Source organism: Dyadobacter endophyticus, from assembly GCF_014641595.1.
Lineage (GTDB): Bacteria > Bacteroidota > Bacteroidia > Cytophagales > Spirosomataceae > Dyadobacter > Dyadobacter endophyticus.
Genome location: NZ_BMIA01000003.1, coordinates 1,122,214 through 1,143,656 on the forward strand (window position 1 = coordinate 1,122,214; position 21,443 = coordinate 1,143,656).

Below are 21,443 nucleotides of genomic sequence, written 5' to 3' on the forward strand. Positions count from 1 at the left end.
AAGATACTTCATATTGTAAAAAGAGGCAATGTAGATGTTTTATACTTCTGCACGGCAAGGCTTTCCCCGGTTGTTTGCTGAATGACGTATTCCGGCTGCTCAATGCCGCTTTTGGCGCTGCGGCGATTTATTATCTTTATCAAATCATCACAAACCAAACTCTTCACGCGATGAAAATAGCGTACACCACCGGTTACTACCTGATCATCACCATTATCCTATTGTTAACTATGCACACCTACGGACAAAGCCCGGTCAAGAATTACGCCGCAGAATGGAAAAAAGTCGATGAACTCGCCGGCAAAGGACTTAGCAAGGACGCCCTTGAACAAGTGAAAAAAATCTATGGACTTGCAAAGAAGGAAAAACAGGATGCCCAGTTGATTAAAGCGGCTGTGTATATGACCCAATTGCAGACCGAAAACCGCGAAAATAACGCCATTGCGTCTATCAAGGAGCTGGAACAGGAAGTGGCTGCAAGCACAGGCCCGGCGCGATCAATCCTGATGAGCCTGGTGGCTTCGGAGTATTACGCTTACTACCAGACAGTTCGCTGGCAATTGTACGACCGGACAGCCACCGTAACCTTCGACAAGGCTGATATTGCGACCTGGGGTACTGAAGATTTTCATCAAAAAATAGGTGCATTGTTTCTCGAATCGATTCAGGACGAAGCTGTTCTGAAAAAGACAAAGCTCGATAACTACGACGCTATCATCACCAAAGGCAACATGCGCAAGCTACGTCCGACGCTGTTCGATCTCCTCGCATTCAGGGCTTTGGATTATTTTTCTTCGGATGAACGAAACATCAAAAAGCCTGCCTATGCATTCGAAATCAATAAGGCGGCGGCGTTTGATCCGGCTGCGGATTTCATACACAGAAAGTTTGAAACAAAAGATTCGGCCTCGCTGGAACATCATGCGCTGCTACTTTATCAGAAACTGATCGCATTTCACCTGGAAGACAAGGACCCGGGCGCATTGATCGACGTGGATCTGGCGCGGTTGCAATATGTGCGGCAGAAATCGGTGCATCCGGATAAGGACGAGCTTTATTTGATGGCGGTAAGCCACGTTGCGGACCAGTACCAATCGACTCCGGCGGCTGCGCAGGCTTGGTACCTGAAAGCGGCATATCTGAATGAAAAGGCGGATAATTACAAGCCTGGGGCTGATTCGACGATTCGCTTTGAGCGTGTGAAGGCATTAGAAGTCTGTCAAAGAATCGCCCGGGAGAATCCGGAGACGGAAGGAGGCATTAATGCATTCAATCTTGCCAAACAGATTACCCGCAAAAGCCTCTACTTTTCAGTGGAGAATGTGAATGTTGTCGGCAAACCGTTTCGGATGCTGGTGAAGTATAAGAATTTCAGCAAGTTGTTTTTGCGGGTCGTGAAGGCGGTCGATCTGATCAAAAACAGTTTGGAACGGGATGATAACAATGCAAAATGGCCCCGATTGACCAGTGCGCAACCGTTGCGTGCCTGGGAACAATCACTTCCTGAAACCAACGACCATCAGGAACATGCTGTGGAAGTAAAATCCGATGGCTTACCCTCCGGCGAATACGTGTTGTTGGCCAGCTCCGATCCGGGTTTTAAAAATAGTGAAGCAGTGCTCGGGGCTACGTTGTTTTACGTGTCCGACATCAGTTTTGTCCAAAAGGAAGACGACTTCTTTGTCCTGAACCGTGATAACGGTCAGCCTCTGCCAGGGGCAACAGTGCAGTTGTGGGAAAAAAGCTACAACTATAATACAAGGGCTTACGTCAGCAATAAAGGAGCGCGACTTACTACCGATCCATCCGGGCATTTCAAGGTGCCGTCGCCGCCCAAAAGCAAGAGAGACAAGCAACGGCTGTTCGAAATCACTTATCAGCAGGACAGGCTCTTTTTGCAAGAAAACAACGACCGCTACTATTATAACGCGGAGGAAACGGAGGATCAGGAGAAAAATACTGTGCAAGCATACCTTTTCACAGACCGCAGTTTGTACCGCCCCGGCCAGACGGTTTATTACAAAGGCATCGTCAGAAAGGGTAACAGTGTGCTCAACGACCAGCGGGAGGAGTTTACCGTTACACTTTATAATGCGAATGCAGAGCATGTTGCTGAAACGAAGCATCACGTCAATGCATTTGGCAGTTTTTCAGGCTCATTCAACATTCCGCAAGGCGGGCTCACCGGTAATGTCTATATACAGATTCGGGATGAGTACAGGGCTGATTTCCGTGTGGAGGAATACAAACGCCCCCGGTTTGCCGTCGGGTTTGATACATTAAAAACCAGTTACAAGGTTAATGAGCAGATTAAAGTAACAGGTAAGGCCTTGGCCTACGCCGGAAATGCGATCGATGGGGCGACAGTGAAATACCGGGTCGTGCGCACGCCACGGATAATCTATCCGTGGCTGGTCAAACGCTGGTGGCAACCGACGGAGCCAATGGAAATTGCGCACGGCGACACCGTCACGGGTATTGACGGTACATTCCACGTTAACTTTAAAGCCATTCCCGACCTGAAAATCGACCCTAAAACGGACCCGGTGTTTGATTACACCGTCTACGCGGATGTAACTGACAGCAATGGAGAGACCCGGAGCTCGCAGACGCAGATTTCGGTCAGTTATAAATCCTATGTGCTGCAAGCCGATATCCCTGCAAAGCTGGATATCAGCCGGTTCAAATCATTGTCAGTCCGCACCGAAAACCTGGCCAGAGCATTCGTTCCTGCGGATGCAACGATCCGGATCGAACGGATCATACCGGAAAAAAGGTTGATCAGGAATCGTTTCTGGCAACGGCCCGACCTGTTTGTCATGACCAAAGATGCGTACACGGCCAGTTTTCCAAACGACGAGTACGATGAAGAAACAGAAATGGAAAACTGGGAGGTAATTGGCGCTGGCGTGAGCAAAACGGTCAGCCTCAGTCCGGATACCGAAATCCCGGTTTCAGATTTTGCGCTTCCTGCCGGTTTTTACAAAATTCAGATCAGCACCGTGAATGCCGCTGGAGAAAAACTCACCGACATAAAGTTCATCGAGTTAACTGATCCGAATGCCAAAAAACTGACTCACCCTCAGTATTTCGCTCCCACGCACAGCAAGGCTATTGAACCAGGCGACAATGGACACTACGCATTGGGTACCTCCGCCGAAAAGGCATTTCTGATCACCAGCAGCAATCGAAAATCGGCGTCGAAGGATTTCTCCTACATAACATTAAATGATGAAGTAAGGAGATTCGACTATACCGCTTCGGAAGCAGACCGTGGGGGCTATTCAGTGGATTACATGTTCGTCAAGCACAACCGTGTGCACACTTACATGGAAACCATCATAGTACCGTGGACAAACAAAGAGCTGAAAATTGAATATCAAACATTCCGTGACAAAACACTGCCAGGCAGCAAGGAAACCTGGAAGGTAAAAATCAGCGGTTATCAGAAAGAAAAAGTGGCTGCAGAAATGCTGGGTAGTATGTACGACGCGTCTTTGGATCAGTTTTACCCGCATCAATGGATGAAACCTAACATCTGGCGCGAACGAATCGGCCTGAAATACTGGGCCGACAACGGCAACTTCCGGTCGGCAGATGCGGATATCCGGTATGCCGAGTATGGAGAATACAAGTCTTTTGACAAAAGATACGATGTATTATTTCAGGGGTTGGGGATATATAGTGAAGGAAGACCTATGAGTGCAGCAGGCGGTGGGCGTTCAAGGCTTATGCGAATGGCAGTTAAGGGCTCAGTAGCAGAGCCCATGCCACAAGCCGCCCCAATGAAGATGGATAAATCAGAGGTAGAAGAAACAACCATCGCGATGAAAGCAGGCGAAGGCAATGACGTCAGGCAAGACCAGGAAAAACCCAAAACCGGTAAAGGTGAAAACACCCCGCCAAACAATGCGGCTCCACCCATTCGTACCAACTTCAACGAAACTGCCTTCTTCCTCCCCGATCTGAAAACCGACAGCGAGGGCAACATTACCTTCTCATTCACGCTGCCCGAGGCGCTTACCAGGTGGAAATTCCAGGCGCTCGCCCATACGCAGGAACTGGCAATGGGTTACAGCAGCAAAGAGATCATCACGCAGAAGGACCTCATGGTCCAGCCCAATGCCCCACGCTTTCTGAGGGAGGGGGATCGGATCAGCTTTCCGGTAAAAGTGGCGAATCTGAGCAGTTCGCCAGTGAATGGGGAAGTATCTTTGTCTCTATCCGATGCGGAAAGCAATGAACCGCTTGATAAACTTTTCAAAAACGACAAGTCTTCAAGACAGTTTACCATCGCAGCCGGACAAAGTAGTACCACCCTTTTTTCATTAGAAATACCCAAAGGTTTTAATAAAATGCTGACCTGGCGGGCGGTTGCCAAAGCTGGCAATCTTTCTGATGGTGAAGAGAATATACTGCCCGTTCTTCCCAACCGGATGCTGGTTACCGAAAGTATGCCCATATCGATAAGAGGAAGCGGCACGAAGCACTTTACACTTGAAAAACTCCTGGGTTCGGCCAGATCGACTACGCTAACCCACCAGTCGGTAACAGTCGAATACAGCAGCAACCCGGCCTGGTACGCGGTACAGTCGCTGCCGTATTTAATGGAATATCCGTACGAATGCGCCGAGCAAACCTGGAACCGTTATTATGCCAACTCCCTGGCCTCGCATATTGTGAATGCTTCGCCCAGGATTGCCGCGGTTTTCAAATCTTGGAAGGGTACGGATGCCTTGCAAAGCAACCTTGAAAAAAATCAGGAACTGAAATCACTGCTTATTCAGGAAACACCCTGGGTATTGGCTTCAAAATCCGAAGAGGAGCAAAAAAGGAATATTGCATTGCTCTTCGACCTCGTCAGAATGGAGAACGAGCTGAATGGAAGCATGCGCAAATTACAGGAAATGCAGAGCCCTAACGGCGGCTTCGTGTGGTTCAAAGGCGGCCCGGACGATCGCTACATTACCCAGTACATCGTTACAGGAATTGCCCATTTGCAGAAAATCAATGCGCTGCATTCTTCACAACTGGAAAATGTTAATGCGATCCTGGAAAAGGCCCTGCCTTATCTCGACAAGCGGATCAAGGAGGATTACGACAGGCTGATCAAATCTAAATCGGATCTGAAACAGTATGTCCCAGGCCCGGGCGAACTGCAATATCTTTATGCGAGGAGTTTTTTCAAGAATCCTATTCCCGCTGGTTCACAAAAGGCTTTTCAATATTACCGCGATCGTGCCAGGCTTACCTGGGTTTCTCAATCTAAATTCCTTCAGGGCATGACGGCCTTGATATGCCATCGCACGCAGGACCCAAAAACGGCTAATCAGATCCTCGAATCATTGCGACAAACGGCAGTCCGTCATGAAGAATTGGGTATGTACTGGAAAACCAACCAACGGGGATGGTGGTGGCATGAGGCGCCCATTGAGCGCCAAGCTTTGCTTATTGAAGCATTTCAAGAAATCGGTAATGACCAGTCGACAGTGGCGGACCTTAAAACCTGGCTCCTGAAAAACAAGCAGACTAATAGCTGGGAGAGTACCAAAGCGACCGCGGAGGCTTGCTATGCCCTGCTAATGAATGGAGGCGATTGGCTGGCCGAATCTCCGAAAGCCACAATCCGTGTAGGCAATACCGAGGTCAGTTCAACGGACCAAAAAACAGAGAGCGGTACAGGTTACTTTAAACAGACCATCGGTACAGGCATAACGGCACAAATGGGCAATATCGACCTTATTGTAAATGGCAACGCAGCATCTTCCCAACTGCCCGGCTGGGGCGCCGTCTACTGGCAATACTTCGAAGACCTCGATAAAATCACCTTCGCAGAAACGCCCTTAAAACTCTCCAAACAGCTTTTTGTAGAAACGAACAGCGATTCCGGCCCGGTACTCTCACCCGTACGCGAAGGCGCTACCGTGAAGGTGGGCGACAAAATAAAGGTTCGCATCGAACTGCGCGTCGACCGGGATATGGAATATGTGCATATGAAAGACATGCGCGCATCCGGCCTCGAACCGGTGAACGTGCTGAGCGGCTACCACTGGCAGGGAGGATTGGGTTACTACGAAAGCACGCGCGACGCCAGCACCAATTTCTTCTTCAATGCATTGCGAAAAGGAACTTATGTGTTCGAATATCCGCTTTTTATAACACATGAGGGCGATTTTAGCAATGGTATCACCACGATCCAATGCATGTACGCGCCGGAATTCACTGCCCACAGCGAGGGCGTCAGATTAAAAGCATTACCCAGCAAGTAATATGTCAATACAACTCGTTAAAGCTACCATCGACGATCTGGACACCGTCAGACAAATCGGGATAGATACTTTTTATGAATCGTTTGCTTCGGTTAATACGGAGGAAAACATGGCTCATTACCTGAAAACCGGTTTCAGTCTGGAAAGAGTAGCGTCTGAACTGAATAATCCGTTTTCAGAATTTCACCTTGCCTATGACGGCGGTAAGCTGATCGGTTATCTCAAAATCAACCACGGCCCCGCCCAAAGCGAGCTGAAAGACAGTACATCATTGGAAATCGAGCGGATATATGTCCTCCAAGCCTGGCAGGGACTGAAAATCGGGCAGCTGTTTTATGACAAAGCCATCGAGATCGCTCGCACGCACCAGTACGCGTACGTGTGGCTGGGCGTGTGGGAAGAGAATAAAAAGGCCATCGGCTTTTACAAACGGAATGGTTTTGTGGAGTTCGACAAACACCTTTTCAAACTCGGGGACGATATTCAGACCGACATTATGATGCGTCGGGAGCTATAATGCGCCACTCAGAAGGCATCGCTATTAGCTGACTGCCTCTTGAATTTTCAAAACTGCGCTTGCAAAAGCTTCCATGTCTTCTTTTTCGCCCAACATTGCATGTTGGAGGATCCAGACGGCGTCGGTATCGCAGGCCTGTTCGGCCACGGGGCAGAACGTCCGGCTGTAATCTGCACTATCGGGAATGGCGTAGCACATGAAAGTTTTATTCTGAAAAAGCGGCTGCTTGTAGAGCGGATGTGGGTAACCCTTGAAACTGGGCACACCTTCGGCAGCGAGCATTGCCGCAAATTCACTTTTGGGCAGGCCGCTAAACTTCGTCGCGTCGTATTTGAATATATAGATGTGATAACCGTGCAGCGTAATGGTCTCGTCGCGTTTCAGAGGGAATATCCCCTCTATTTTTTCCAGCAAACCACTCAAATACAACCCATTACTATTCCGGCGGCGGGTTTGCTCTTCCAGGCGTTTGAGCTGTTCCGTAAGCAGCACGGCCTGCATTTGGGTAATGCGGTAATTGCACCCGGGATTGTAATGCTCGTACCATTGCCCGCCTTCGATCCGCCCAACGTTGCGCAGGGAATGCATGGTCGCGTATAACTCATCGTCATCGGTAATGACAATGCCGCCTTCGCCGGAGGTCAGGTTTTTGGAAGATTGAAAACTGAAACTGCCCACGTGACCAATAGAGCCTAGTTTTTTGCCTTTGTACTCCGCCCCGTGCCCGTGCGCAGCATCCTCGATCACTTTGAGGTTGTGTCGTTGCGCAATGTCCATGATCGCGTCCATATCGCAGGCCAGCCCGCCAAAATGCACCGGAATGATCGCTTTCGTGCGCGGGGTAATGGCCGCTTCAATGGCTGACGGGCTGATATTGTAAGTTTCGGGATCGATATCCACAAAAACAGGCACACAATTGCATTCGATCACCGTAGAAGCCGTGGTAATGAACGTATAAGGCGGAACAATCACCTCGTCGCCCGGTTTCACGCCACACGCCATCAATGCCAGCCGGAGTGAAACCGAGCCATTTACGCAGGTAATGGCATACTTGCTCCCGCAATATGCTGCAAATGCACGTTCGAAACGCTCCACTTCATCGCCGCAATCAGGGTTGCCCCATTTGCCGCTCGCGACAACGGCTGCAACTGCGTTCACCTCCTTTTCATCGTAAATCGGCCATGGAAATGTCCTGTCGAGGGTTTTGGGTCCGCCGTAAATCGCTAGTTGTTCCTTTTTGCTGCTCATGGTATGGTATTCCTGAAATGTCGTGGCAAGTTTTAATGGAAATACTATGGGAGAAAGGAATCGGGCTATTTCCTGTCAGCCAGCAGCTCGATTATAGTCTTTTTCAACGACTATCCAGTATTTATCCCACAAACCCATAGTCGCATTGCATTCATGAATAACAGACAACTACTTTACGCCTTGCTTGTTGCAGGCATGTCATTAGGCACGGCCTGGGCCATACGCGGCCAGTTTGGGCACGAACAAGGGGCCGCCTGGGCAGGTGGCATCGACGGATTAAGCATCGTCCTCATCGCCAAACGCAAAGACTGGTATGCCAAAGCATTCCAACTTGCACTGGCTTCGGCTGCCGGTTGGGGCGTAGGCGGCATTATCAGCTACGGCAAAGTGGTTGGTTTTGCGCGCGGGCTCGAATTCGGGAATGTATATTACGGATTTTTGATGCTCGGCATTATCGGCGGACTATTCGGGCTGATCGGCGGCGGGCTTTTCGGCCTTACGCTGGCCTCTTCCCGCGAAAAGCCCGTGCGATGGTCGCAGCTGATCACGGAAATGACCGCTGGCGCGATCCTATTTTACTATCTTCTGATCGAACAGCTCGGCTGGCTCATGACCCCTCCACGCTCGGAAGCCTGGGCAGCCTGTCTCGGGATGGCCGTCGCGCTGTTCTGGTATATGATCCGCCACAAGCAACATTCGGCTATAAGACTGTCCATTTTCGCTGGGTTGGGCGGCGGGTTCGGATTCGCATTCGGCAACTTTTTACAGGTAATGGGAAACGTTTCCGGCATTCATTTCAATTTCTGGAACGTTATGGAATATTCGATCGGCTTTTTTGGCGGTGTGGGAATGGCTTATGGCACTTTCACATCCGAATGGGAAACCACCGACGCACAAGCCTCGCGCTCCGGCTTACTGGCCCCGATTGTTATTCTGACGTTGATTATCCCCTTCATCGTCTGGGATCAATCGTTCAAAACAGAAAGGCTGGTTGAAACGATCCGGAGCTTCGACCCACTCGCCGATGCAGCCGGAATTACAACTTACATTCAATGGATAGCATTGTTACTGGTGCTGTCTTTTGCCGCCTATGGTGTGTTTAAATATTATATCCGGTCAAATGCTCCGCTTTCTGAGCTGCGGTACGAGGGAATCCAGCTGTTCTTCTTTCTCAATCTGGGTTTGTACACGATTTACAGCATCCTCATTACCTGTGCGTTCATGAGCTTGTACCGTATCGAGCAATACCTTTACATCCTGAACGTCGCTATACTGGGTTTCCTGGTCAAAAAGACACAGGCTTCTTTTTCCGACCGCGGACTGAACCTCAGCCGCTGGGCGATCAACTTCGCGTTCATCATCGCCATTTTCGCCATCCTCACGGCCGTCGCCATCAGCACGCACGGCGAATTGAATGGGGCTAACAGGCGGTTTGAGTAATGGTACAGACTGAAATTAGTTTACGGCTGGCTCCGTTTTAGTAGTAAAAAGAGTTAGATTAGTATGCAAAAAAATTCGAATGGACGCGCTGTCAGACATTGTTCAAATATTGAAAAAGCTAAAACCGGAGCTTGTGGATAAATATCACGTAAGTTCCATCGGCCTGTTCGGCTCAATCGTTCGGGATGATTTTACCGTGAGCAGCGACGTCGATATTATTGTGGATTTCAGCCAACCAGTGGGTGTCGAATTCATTGAGCTCGCCGACTTGATCGAAGACCGCATTGGCAAATCTGTCGACTTGGTTTCTAAAAATGGAGTTAAACCGAGATACTATGAAGAAATCGCTCCCGAAATAATCTATGTCTAGCCGCAAATCGTCACTACTGGTTCAGGACATTCTTGAGAGCGGAAAAAAAATCCTTACTTACACGCAGGATCAATCATTTGACGAGTTCATCAACGATGATAAGACGATTGACGCCGTAATCAGAAACTTCGAAATAATTGGCGAGGCCGCGAATCGCTTACCAGAGGAATTCAGAGATCTGCATTCAACTATTGACTGGCATAAGATCAGGGGTTTCAGAAACCGAATCGTCCACGACTATTTTGGTATCGACTATGCGATTGTCTGGGAGATCAAAACCAACTATTTACCTCATTTGCTGGAAGAATTAAGCACTTTACATTTATAATCAAAAAGCCACTCCGGTTTTTCCCGGAATGGCTTTTGTTTTCATCGGTGCAGCCCAAGCTCACGTAACCCCCGGATCATCTTCTCCGGTTCATCGGTCTGGATGATATTGGCTCCTTGTTTCGTGAGGTTTTTCAACGTTTCGCTGACATTGCCTTTTCTGATTTCTTCGTCCGGGGCGCCCAATGCATTGATCCAGATCCTCGCACCCTTGTTCCTAATCAGGCTGGTGACTTCGGGCGTGTAGAATTTCGAATCGATATGTATAACTTCCGGTTTGAAGCGCGTCAACGCAGAATCGGCCATGGCCTGAGAATAGGCCCGCGGCATGAGCATGTACTTTTTAGAAGCGTCGTCGACCTTAGAAAGAATTTCATAGTCGCTATCGAAGAAGAACACAAATTCCCTGCCATCGGCTTTTTTCACCACCTCAATTACCTTATCGATTTGTTCCGTTTTCAGGTCAAGATCGACGAGAATGCGCCCTTTGGCCACTTGTAAGGCTTCCTCCAACGTGGGAATTGTTTCTTCCGTCACTTTACCATTCGAAAGGAGCCGTAATTTCCGGAGTTCATCGAAAGTCTGTGTTTCAAGATTGCCTTTACCCGTTGTCGTACGATCAACCTTGCCGTCGTGCATGAGCATTGGAATGCCATCTTTACTTACTTTCACATCAATTTCTACAATATCGACGCCCAATCTGATTGCTTCCCTGATCGCAGGCAGCGAGTTTTCGGGTAGTTGATGGTGCACCGCGCGGTGCGATGCAACCAGCACATTTTTCGACGTTGGGCCCAAAAATTCCTTTCTGATCGGTCGGACTTGCGCATGGGTTTTAAAAACAACAAATAGTAATAGAATCGCGGATACTGTAATGCGGGTCATTATAATTGAAATTATGAAATACTACTTCGTAATCGTCAGCTGGTCCTTGATCTCGCCCTCGGGATTGTAACATTTGTAATGCAGCGTGTTTCCCTTGATGGATATGTGCTGATAAAGCGGGCCGTCTTTATATCTTACCAGGGCATAATCCTCCTTCGGCCAGCGCACCTGCTTGCCGGGAATGCTGATAGACATCAGGTAAATCGTCCCCTTCGCCGGGCTGGCAACTTCTTTTTCATTAAACATCGGCTTGGTGCGCAGGTAGTAATGCATGTGCCCGCTCATGACCATATCCACGTGGTATTTGTCAAAAAGCGTACACCACTCGCGCTTGATCTCGTCATACGGCTCCTCGAAGTTGTAGGGCGGAAAATGGAACATCGCAAACTTCCATTTGGCTTTCGAATTCCTAAGCTGATTTTCAATCCACGCACTTTGCTGAGGCACCGAAAGCGTGGCGTCAATCATCAGGAACAATGCATCCTGATAATTGAATGCATAGGTCATTTCAGAAGGCTGGCCCGAGGGGCCGTTTTCCGGCAGGCTGAACATCTCTTTGTACATCGCTGCGCCCAGCCCGTCCTGGCTATCGTGGTTACCAGGCACCGGCATCAATGGCCGCGTGCTGAACGTCGGGCCGGCGTGTGCCCAAAGCTGGTCCCAATCGTCGCGGTGCAAGCCGGTTGTTACCAGGTCGCCGGCGATCGAGAAGAAAGCGATTTCAGGATGCCGTTTGATCGATTTTTGCGCCATATCACCCCAGATAGGCGAATAATGCGTGTCGCCGAACCAGATGAACGAGAAGTCTTTCACACGATCGGAGGCAGTTTGGAACGACGCCGGCGCCGACCATTGCAATTGCCCTGTACCGATCGAATAATGGTACAGAGTGCCCGGGCTCAGCCCTTTAAGCTGCGCGGTAAAGCGGTTTACGAACCGGTCGTTCTGTAAAAGCCTGTCCTCCATATTGAATGCAGAAGCATCCGTAAAAAGCGTATCGGAAGCACCTGGTTTCCAATATTTTATTTTGCCTCTAAGCACCTTGGGACTGGTTCGCCATTGAATATTCGCCGTGGTAGCGGGGTCGCCGCTCCATGTCATGACTACCTGGTCGGGCTTTTCAGAGGAAGGCGTCGAAGTCCTTCTGAATGCATTTACTAAATGCGCCTCGCGCGCGCGTCCCCGCACGGTCGTGAGGAGCGTCTGGCCTTTCAATTCCTCAGGAACTTCGGTCAATACCAACCCATCCCAGTCATGGTAGGTAAATGCCCCCTTTTGCAATGTGCTTAATGCATACTGTGCGGGGATGACATTCGAAACGGTCAATTTTTCGGCCTTGTCGAGCGGCGCCACGCTGATGAAATAAACCGGCCGGTCTTTGTCAAAACCATTGATACCAAGCCCGACCTCCCCTTTTTCGAAATCTTTCTGCCAGACCTCGTAAGTATATTCTTCGTTTTTAACGAGCATCTGTGTTTTCCGGAACCCGCTTTTTTGTATCCAGAAAGGCGGCACGGCTTGGCCGGTATGCCGCATCAGTGACACTCTTACGGGCACACTCACTTCGAAAGTCCAGAAACGCGTCGCCAGCGTTTCCTTGTCACGCTCGCTGAGAACGCTCAGAATATACGCATCAGAAATCGTATCGAGCTGCGTCGGTGTAAGAGTTGCATACAACCTGGTCACCGCACGATCGATCACCTCCTTCACCGTTCTCTCGGGTTGTTCACCGCTTAGCGCGTAAAAAGACATCCAAACAGGGCATAGCAAGGCCCACCAGCGCATTCTTTTGTTTTTGATCATGGCTATTTTAAGTTTCCCGTCAGGTATAGATACATCTATTTCAGGGATTTACAGAACTGACTTATTATCCGTTAGGAACACCCTCGTACTTTCGGTGTAAGTGTCACCCTGCGGTGTTTTATATTTTAAATCCACATAAAATGCGCGGAAGCCACTTGCCGGTAACTCTGCGGTCACTTTCACGCTAGACTTTTGACTTATTTTCAAACTTTGAGCCGTCCAGGTGTCATTCCGCAAATCCTGGTCGGGCGAGTTGGCCGACCACAGGATCACGTCTACCAATGCATCCGGCGTAGCCTTAATGTCCAGGTTTACTTTCCGGTTGGCCACCGACTGGCTCCATTTGCATTCGGTATAAGGCCGTTTGTTAATCGTCGCCCCGAAGAATGCACTCAGGGCTTCCATCGCTTGCTTGCCGTCGCCGAGGTCGTGCCCCGCGTTGGGTACATAATGCAGCATATTCTTCCCTGGGATCTTGTCCAGATAGTTTTTGATATTGTCGACCACCCAATATTCATCGTTTGTTCCCATGAATATCATCTTCGGCATCGTCAGCTTGGCGCGGTAGGAATAGGGGTCTATCATCGCCGTAATGGCCTGCCCATCGGCCGAGCCGGTCGACTGCGGAATGCCCAGTTTTACATAATCTTCGATCTGGACGCTGTAATCGCCCCATGATTTGATCTGATAATCAAGACTAACCGGCATATTCAGCACATCGATCACCATCGGCGCGATCGCCTCCACACGCTTATCACTAGCGCCCGTAAGCCAGGTGGTCCAGCCACGCTTGGACGCCCCGGTAACCACGAAGCTGTTGACGGTATGTTTCAATTGTTTTTGAGAAAACTGCTGCACGGCATCCATCGCCTTCACCGCGCTCTTCACCATTGGAAAAAGCAGCGGCCAGGTATAGTCCTTATCCTTTTTGAAGTTGTGCAAAGTATAGGAAATCAATGCATCTTCGGTAAGATCGTCGAAAAACGGCTGGTTGGGCGTCTGTTTCAGCAATGCTACGATGGCATGGTTCGTAGTAGCCACCGCACCGAGCGAGGCATACATTTTTTCATCCTTTTTGCTGTTCCAATTCGGCAGTCCGTCGGCATTGGAGCCGCCGGTGATGAAGAGCAACGCGTCGTCATGCCGGTTTTCTTTGGGTACAATCACCGTCATCTGGTGTGTCCAGGTGAACTGGCGCCATTTCTGCGAGGTAACGAGTATTTGGTAAAATGTCAGATCGTCGCGCTTGAACGTCTCTTTCAGCTCCCATTTAAAGGTTTTGTCGCCATTATTAAGATAACTTTCCAGGGCATTTTCAGGTGTTACTTTTTGTGCATTCACAAACACGATGGCCACAATTGCCAGCAGCATGGACAAAACGGACCTGACGGCTATTTTCAAAAACATGATCACTCGGTTTTGGTTTGAAGAATCGGTTTACTTGCCCGCTGTGGTGGCCGGCACGGATGCGGCCGACTTAGGGCTGTCTTTTACTAGTTTCAATGCCTGCTCGATATAAATCTCTCCTGTCATTTCGCCCAGGCTTGTGCGGCTCACATAGTCATACCTTTTAAAGCTATTGAAATCGACTTTCGTAAGCATATAACCGAAGGCGTCGTTCGTGAGTCCGAAAAGAAACGGTTGTTTGGTATTCATATTCCTTTTCACATAATACCCGATATTGGGCAATGCTTCGCCGGGCACCGTCAGTACCTGAGCGGTACCGATATTAAGCAGGTTAAGCTGCGTCACAATACGGTTATCACCGGCCATCTCATTTTTAATCGGTGATTTTTGGAGGATATAACGCATGATCTCCGAATCGACCGGAAACTCAATCCTGCGGGAAACGCAATAAACGTCGGGGTTTTCCTGCACCGCCGCGTCTTTCACGATCCGCAATGCCTCGTCGGCCAGCAGCTCGCCTATCCTTTTGCATTCAGTCCAATCGCTGGCTTCTTTCCCGTTTTCGAGGCGGTTGTCGGCCGTTACCATTCCGCCTTGTGCGCCATTCATGAAAATGGCCGTTCCGCCGCCCTGCGACTCAATCCGATCGTACAGCGGCCCGCAAAGGTCCGGGCTCAGAATGCCCCTGCCCGATCCGATAATTTCCGGGTGCACCGCGTAATTGACCAACGTAGCAATGGCCTTTCCCTTATTGACTCCGGAGGTTGCCACTGCCTGGATCACCCCGCAACGGGGATCATAAAGCTGATCGGCATAGTAGTTGTAGGCGATTTTCCCTTTTGCATCGCTTACCGCGATTTTCAACGAAGCATCTTCCAGTTTCCCAACGGCCTCATTCACAGCATCGGCGATTTGCTGTACGCACCGGTCGAGGTAGGTAAGGTCGGCGAAAGATTCACCTTTTTCATTGGGAAAACCATAAGCATCGGGCCCGCTATGCGTATGCGTGGCGCCTATGAGCACGTTCTCGGGTGCGATGCCCTTTATCAGCTTCCGCGACTTGTTTCCTAATGCAGCCGGCCACCCCAGGTTATCCACATTCACAATTGCGACCCGCACTCCACCTTTTTCCATCACAAATGCCCTCGCGTACAGTTCACCATTCTTCTGTGTCGCTTTTTTGGGAGTACCAATGCCCCCCGAAACCGGCAGCAGCGGATCGGGCGTGATCACCCGCACAGCCGCCGCAGCCCTGAAATGCTGCCCAACTGTAACCTGGTTCAGAAACAGGCAGAAACAGCAAAATACAATGGCCCTAACTTTCATGTTGAAATGGGTTTACATATTAAAACTAAACCGGAACCGTGGGATGATCCCGACAGTCCCGGTTTTAAATACTCACCTTAAAACAAATATGACTACCACGGCTTGCCGGTTCCTTGCAAAAGCCATTGTTTAGACCAGGCGCTGTTGCCGTTGTCGGCCTGTGAATAGCCAGTAACTTCCAGCTTGCTCACCGCGGTCTCGGTATTCGCCTTGTTGATGCGCAACTCATCCTGCATGTAGTAGAAACGCACAGGCAAAACCTCTCTTTTAGCTGCCGGGCCAGCTTTCAACGCAGGCAGGCCGGTGCGGCGGAAATCGAACCAGGCTTCGGTGGCGGCAGTCCAGCTGGCAATCCACTTCTGTTCGAGGACCTGTTTCAAAGTATTGTCGAAAACCACACCCGGCGTAGCAACATAAGCGGCATACTTGTCGCCTACCTTCCAGGTTTCCATCGATGCTTTCACACCGGCTTCGTAACGGTCTTTTGCAACGCCGGTAGCCCAGCCTTTCAATGCAGCCTCGGCGAGGATGAAGTTTACTTCGGCAGCCGAGATCAGCCGTGCGCGCAACAACGGGCCCTTTGCAGCCTTATAAATATCATTCAAAAAGGACACGTGCGGGTTGAAAGACGTTTGTCCGGGGGTCGGATTGAGGTTGTATGCCGATGGCAATGCTGAAAAACTTGGCGGCAAACCTACGTATTCAGGGTCGGTGTCGACTGGTGTATTCTTCACTTTATCCGGCGAAAGTATCCGCTTGCCGTCTACGATTTTGTCCGTTCCGGCTGGTTGTGTCGGATCTACTACCAGCGGCACTTCCACCTTGTTGGCCCAGATTCCGAGCCGCGGGTCTTTCAAGGTCTGCAATTTTTCTACCAATGTGGCGCACATTTTGATGCGGCGGTAATTGCTTCCGCTGGCGTCGCTTACGGTGTTGGCAGGCCATGAATCGGCTTCGCTGTTGCCGGGAAAGCCCATTGTGGCATCATCCGCATTGGATGTGATGATCGGATATTGGGCCGCATTGGCGACAATCTTCTCGATACCCGCCTTGGCGATGTCCGGCTGCTTGGCCGAAATGCGCAGATAGTAACGCAACATCAGCGAATTAGCCATTTTGCGCCATTTAGCAGGGTCTCCGCCGTAAAAAACATCCACGTTGTCGACAATCCCCTCATACTCGGCCTTTGATTTGGAAAGCAGCGCATTAGCCTTTTCGAGGTCTGCGATGATGCCCGCATAGATCTTGTCCTGGCTATCGAATGCCGGCAGAATGTCGGCTACCGAGCCCGCCTCCCCTTTCAATGCATTGGTGTAGGGTGCATCGCCCCAGAGATCGGTGATGAGCCCGAACATAAACGATTTCATTACCAGGGTAACGCCCTGGTGAAACTCGAAATTCGTCGCAACGGCCCGCTGATAAACGAGGTCGTTGTTGCGAAGCACGTCGTAATAGGCATTCCAACTCTGGTCGCCGCCCCAATCATAATCGTTGTGCCCGCTCGACCACGCGTCTTTCTGCGTATGCTGCACCACGCCTGCAATGTCCTGATAACCCAGGTTTACATAAAGTTTCGCGGCTTCCGTCAGGACAGTCGGCAACACGAGGTTCGGGTTTACCGACTCCGGTGCGACACCATTCGGGTTTTCGTTTATCTCCGTCAGGTCTTTACAAGAAAAGATCATGCACGCCAGCAGCAGCGGTATGATGACGAACTTGTTGTGATTTTTTTTCATGAGTATATTTATATAAAATAAACTATATGATTCTGTATCAGAAAGTTAAACCAATCTTGAAGCCAATCGGCATCACCCAGGGAGTAACGTTGTAACGCTCGATGCCCTGCTTGAACTGGGTACCCGCCTGTGCGCCCGACTCTTGCTGGAACGCCTGCTCCGGATCGATACCGATTTTCGCTTTGGTCCAAAGGATGATATTGCGGCTATAAACAGCGACGTTGGCATTTTGAAGGCCGAGGCGTTTCACGAACGTAGAGGGCAGGTCATAACCCAGGGACACTTCACGCAGCTTGATAAATGAAGCATCGAATGTAGCCGCGCGGGTGAAATCCCATGGGTAGTTGTCGCCATAGGGAATGTACTTGGTGTCCTTGCCACCCAGGTTTTCGGTATAACCGGTAATTTCGCCGGCTTCGTTGTATTGCGCAATCACGCCCGGGTTGAACACCGCGTAGTCGTAAGTGTTGCCTCCGTACTCAAATGGGAAACCTCCATATGCTTTGGTAGGGCCGCCGACGATATTGAACTTGTTTCCATTGACAACCACTTTGTTGTTTTCAACCAGGTAGTTGCGCAACTGATCGCCCGTCATTCCGTTCGGATTGATCAGGTTATCCAGGAAGCGTTGGGATTTGAGATCCGATTCGCCGTAGCGATATGTTTGCGACACGAAGTCGCCTCCCTGGCGCCAGTCGAACGACATATTCAGGCTAAACCCTTTGTAGGAAACGGAAGTCTGTAACCCCATCGTGAAATCCGGATTGAAATTACCGATCTTATTGCGGGTTTTGGAAGCGCTGACCGATTGCCACGAACCGTTTTCATCCAGGATCGGATACTTGTAGTAAGGCGAACTCTTATCCTGAACTGTCACGAGCTCGGCATCGTAAATATCACCGATCTTGTCCCCAACATAGGTCCAGGCGCCACCTTTTGCGTCTGTCCAGAGGGTGTAGAATTCAAGACCGTCCGACAACGATTTGATAATGGTCCGGTTTTTCGACCAGTTGGCGTTAATGTCCCAGCGCCATCCATTCTTATCGATCGGCGTACCTCCCAGGGTAAATTCAAGCCCTTTGCTCACGAGCAAACCTGCATTGATGTTTTTTGAAGTAAACCCGCTGGATCCCGGAAGTTTGGTCGGTATGATCTGGTTGCGGTTTTCCACCTGATAGTAAGTGGCCGAGAGCCGTACGCGGTTATGGTAAAGATTCAGGTCGAGGCCATATTCATAAGAAGTCGCGATCTCGGGTTTGAGGTCGGGTAGCAGAATTTGTCCTGATTTCGACAAACGTGTGATGCCGTCCCATGCCCCTGCATTGCCGAGCGTTGCCAGCAAGCTGTAAGGATTAGTATCGTTACCAACTTGAGCAACACCGCCTCTGAGTTTCAGCAAGCTGATCTGGTTCGCGATCGGGAACATTTCATTTAACAAAACACTCAATGAAGCCGATGGATAGAAATAGGAACGATTGGCTTTTGGCAATGTGCTCGACCAGTCATTCCGGGCCGTCAGATCCAGGTAAACCATGTCTTTGAAGCCAAGGTTAGCCAATCCGTACACACTAAATACCGCCTTTTCATACATCGCGCTACCGTAAGAGAGGTTCGCAGGAGCGATGTTCGACATAGTATACAGGCCCGGGATAATCAGCCCTGTACCGTTTTTGGTAGCCGTAGTCATGTCTGTATTTTTCTGATAGCGCGTATTGCCACCACCCGAAACGGACACACTGAAATCGCTGATGTCGCGCTTGTAGGTCAAAAGGAAGTCAGCATTACGCTCGAATCTCGACAGGTTAATTATCCCGTAACCGCCCCGGCTGTCGTTGGTGTAGCTATTGCCGATCTTGGTCTGGCGCTCTTCGCGGTAAGTATCGAGTGCATAACGGCCCATAAGGCTCAAATGCGGGGTAATCTGCCAGTCAGCCTTCACATTTCCGAAAACACGGTCGCGAACAAAGCTGTTGTTTACCTCGTAGGCCAGGAACCATGGGTTGTTATAAGCGCCCGGACCTTGCGAGAGTTGCTTCAAGCCTTCTTGCCCCGGCACCCAGTAATTACGCAGGTCGTTGATATCAATGTGCGGCGAAACAGCGTATGCCCATTGCAGCGGGTTCGTACCACGATTGGTTGCTGGCCGGTTGTTCGAATTGTTGCGGCTGACATCGATGTTCGTACTCAATGTCAACTTTTTACTTAGCCTGACCGACGAATTGATGTTCAATGAATTCCGGAAAAGATCGGAGTTCGGGATAATCCCCCGGTTGGACATGTTTGAGTATGACAAACGGTACGTGACGAGGTCGTTGCTATTGGAAATCGAAACGCCATTGGTCGTGGTGATACCCGTGCGTACGAAGTTTTTTACATTATCAGGGTGCGAAACGAGGTCTGTTGGAATGGGCTTACCATTGGCGTCTTTCGGGCTATTCCATTGGATCGCCTTGTACCCTTTATCGAGTTCCGGCCCCACGCCCCCGGCTGAACCCTCATCGATAAGCAGCACACCGCCCGGGTAAGGATTATTATCGGGTGTAAAAGGAAGAATACCCGTTGCAAACTTGCTGTGCATGTTCAGGTATTTGTAAGGTCTGTCAAAAACAGTGCTGGAATTAACAGAAACGGTCATTTTCTTCGCTTTGCTGCCATTTTTAGTGGTAATCAGCACGACCCCGTGACCTGCACGTGAACCATAAAGCGCTGCCGCGTTAGGTCCTTTAAGGATCGAAACGCTTTCTACGTCGTCGGGGTTAATATTTGAAATCGCATTTCCATAATCGACGCGGTTGTCATTTCCTACCTGGCTTATATTGTTCAGGGTGTTGGCAATAGGGACACCATCCACGACAAAAAGTGGCTGGTTGTCATTACTGAGGGATGTCGCACCGCGGATGATCATACTCACCGACGAACCGGTGCCGCCCGTAGAGCTGATGGTAACACCCGGAACCTTGCCCGACAGGGAGTTCAGCACGTTCTCCTGTGCTACCCGGCTGATATCTTTTCCCTGAACTTCCGCGACCGCATACCCCAATGAGCGTTTTTCGCGCGAGAGACCCAATGCTGTGACTACGGTTTCTCCAAGGGTTTCGACACCTTCCGCCAAATCCACATTGACCACCGATTCATTACCCACAATCACCTCCTGGGTTTCATGACCAATGTAGGAAAAGACCAGAATGGCCTTCGAAGCGTCACTGACATTGATCGAATAATTGCCGGCTGCGTCGGTAGACGTTCCCACCTGGGTGCCCTTCACAACAATGCTGACACCGGGAAGCGCCGCCCCATCTATTTTCGAAGTAACTTTTCCCTTAATCGTCTTATCAAAATTTTTCCCCGCAAACGCCGGAGCGACGAGGAAAACGGCCACGAAAATGCATAAAAGCAACCTTCGCAGACTAGCAGTAGAATTTGGATCCATAGTTTTTGTTTTTAAGGTGATGGGCACTGTTCATGATACTGGGAATAGAGATTTATGTTAAAAACTGGAACACAATACAGACTTATATAATCCGTGTCAGCGGTATTAATAACATGGTATCAGGTGAGTGGCGGATCAACTTCCGGAAGGTTTGCTCCCGGGAGAAAAACTGATTGAAATCCTGCTCACGTTACTAGGAATGGTGTCTTTTGGGCTATTCTAACGGATCTAAGTTTTTTAATTTCTGACCAAACAATTGATAGAGGAGGGTGAGTAATGGTAATATCTGTAATCTGCTATAAATCCTTCGGCCCGGCTTCACCGTTGGGCCTGCTTTCCCTTAACAAACGGTTGAAATAAATTTCGAGGGCGTCGGAGTAGTTTTTACCTCGTTCGTCATCGGAAATTCCTGCAAGCAACTCCGCCAATTCGTCCCCGGATATCTTGTTGCTGATTAGCTTGTTAATCAAAATTTCAGCACGGGATAATGACATGGTGTTAGTTAGTTTTGGTATGTGACAAGGATACTGGCAAAGCCCCATAACAGACTACTCCCGCGACACGGATTTTTCATCCCGTCGCGCTCCTTTTTTTGAAAGCCGATAAAAAACATAAGCGCCCGAAAGCCCGATTTCTGTCAACTGATTGTTGCCATTCTTCACTAACCCCTATTTTTGCTAAAATT

At 49.7% G+C, this 21,443-nt stretch carries 13 protein-coding genes; 5 read left to right on the forward strand and 8 right to left on the reverse strand.

The annotated features are described in order from the left end of the window. The first annotated feature begins 170 nt into the window (after nucleotides 1–170). Together IEY24_RS24440 and IEY24_RS24445 are read left to right on the forward strand one after the other, a co-directional pair. Nucleotides 171–6,269, forward strand: coding sequence for an alpha-2-macroglobulin family protein (locus tag IEY24_RS24440; protein WP_188937084.1), 6,099 nt, complete (start codon nucleotides 171–173; stop codon nucleotides 6,267–6,269). Between the two features lies 1 nt (nucleotide 6,270). After that, complete coding sequence (locus IEY24_RS24445; RefSeq protein ID WP_188937086.1) at nucleotides 6,271–6,786, forward strand: GNAT family N-acetyltransferase; 516 nt, start codon at nucleotides 6,271–6,273, stop codon at nucleotides 6,784–6,786. 24 nt (nucleotides 6,787–6,810) lie between these two features. Here the strand turns inward: IEY24_RS24445 and IEY24_RS24450 are convergent, their stop codons facing one another. After that, a complete protein-coding gene (locus IEY24_RS24450; protein ID WP_188937088.1) occupies nucleotides 6,811–8,034 on the reverse strand; it encodes a DegT/DnrJ/EryC1/StrS family aminotransferase in 1,224 nt (407 codons plus the stop codon). 153 nt (nucleotides 8,035–8,187) lie between these two features. On the opposite strand from IEY24_RS24450, the gene IEY24_RS24455 reads away from it, so the two are divergent. The 3 genes from IEY24_RS24455 to IEY24_RS24465 all read left to right on the forward strand — a co-directional run bounded on the left by IEY24_RS24455 (nucleotide 8,188) and on the right by IEY24_RS24465 (nucleotide 10,172). Continuing rightward, entirely contained in the window at nucleotides 8,188–9,474 is a 1,287-nt protein-coding gene (locus IEY24_RS24455; protein WP_188937091.1) for a hypothetical protein, read from the forward strand. A gap of 79 nt (nucleotides 9,475–9,553) precedes the next feature. Beyond that, complete coding sequence (locus IEY24_RS24460) at nucleotides 9,554–9,844, forward strand: nucleotidyltransferase family protein (RefSeq protein WP_188937094.1); 291 nt, start codon at nucleotides 9,554–9,556, stop codon at nucleotides 9,842–9,844. Beyond that, nucleotides 9,837–10,172: a HepT-like ribonuclease domain-containing protein gene (locus IEY24_RS24465; RefSeq protein WP_188937096.1), complete on the forward strand. Its 336-nt coding sequence runs from the start codon at nucleotides 9,837–9,839 to the stop codon at nucleotides 10,170–10,172. Before IEY24_RS24460 ends, IEY24_RS24465 begins: the two co-directional genes overlap by 8 nt. Before the next feature lie 41 nt (nucleotides 10,173–10,213). Here the strand turns inward: IEY24_RS24465 and IEY24_RS24470 are convergent, their stop codons facing one another. From IEY24_RS24470 to IEY24_RS24500, 7 genes are all read right to left on the reverse strand, one after another. After that, on the reverse strand, nucleotides 10,214–11,056 hold the full coding sequence (locus IEY24_RS24470) for a glycerophosphodiester phosphodiesterase family protein (RefSeq protein ID WP_188937099.1): 843 nt from the start codon (nucleotides 11,054–11,056) through the stop codon (nucleotides 10,214–10,216). A 21-nt stretch (nucleotides 11,057–11,077) separates the two neighbouring features. Further along, the gene (locus IEY24_RS24475; protein WP_188937101.1) at nucleotides 11,078–12,859 is read right to left on the reverse strand and encodes a purple acid phosphatase family protein; all 1,782 of its coding nucleotides are present in this window, start codon (nucleotides 12,857–12,859) and stop codon (nucleotides 11,078–11,080) included. Nucleotides 12,860–12,907: 48 nt separating this feature from the next. Further along, on the reverse strand, nucleotides 12,908–14,272 hold the full coding sequence (locus tag IEY24_RS24480) for a PhoPQ-activated pathogenicity-related family protein (protein ID WP_426292100.1): 1,365 nt from the start codon (nucleotides 14,270–14,272) through the stop codon (nucleotides 12,908–12,910). 24 nt (nucleotides 14,273–14,296) lie between these two features. After that, entirely contained in the window at nucleotides 14,297–15,592 is a 1,296-nt protein-coding gene (locus IEY24_RS24485; protein ID WP_188937106.1) for a hypothetical protein, read from the reverse strand. A gap of 92 nt (nucleotides 15,593–15,684) precedes the next feature. After that, nucleotides 15,685–17,328 carry a SusD/RagB family nutrient-binding outer membrane lipoprotein gene (locus IEY24_RS24490; RefSeq protein WP_188937108.1) on the reverse strand — a complete coding sequence of 548 codons (1,644 nt, stop codon included), beginning with the start codon at nucleotides 17,326–17,328 and terminating at the stop codon, nucleotides 15,685–15,687. Between the two features lie 37 nt (nucleotides 17,329–17,365). Continuing rightward, nucleotides 17,366–20,758 (reverse strand): SusC/RagA family TonB-linked outer membrane protein, encoded by a 3,393-nt coding sequence (locus tag IEY24_RS24495; protein WP_188937117.1) that lies wholly within the window; start codon nucleotides 20,756–20,758, stop codon nucleotides 17,366–17,368. Nucleotides 20,759–21,054: 296 nt separating this feature from the next. Beyond that, nucleotides 21,055–21,252 carry a hypothetical protein gene (locus IEY24_RS24500; protein WP_188937119.1) on the reverse strand — a complete coding sequence of 66 codons (198 nt, stop codon included), beginning with the start codon at nucleotides 21,250–21,252 and terminating at the stop codon, nucleotides 21,055–21,057. Between the last annotated feature and the right edge of the window lie 191 nt (nucleotides 21,253–21,443).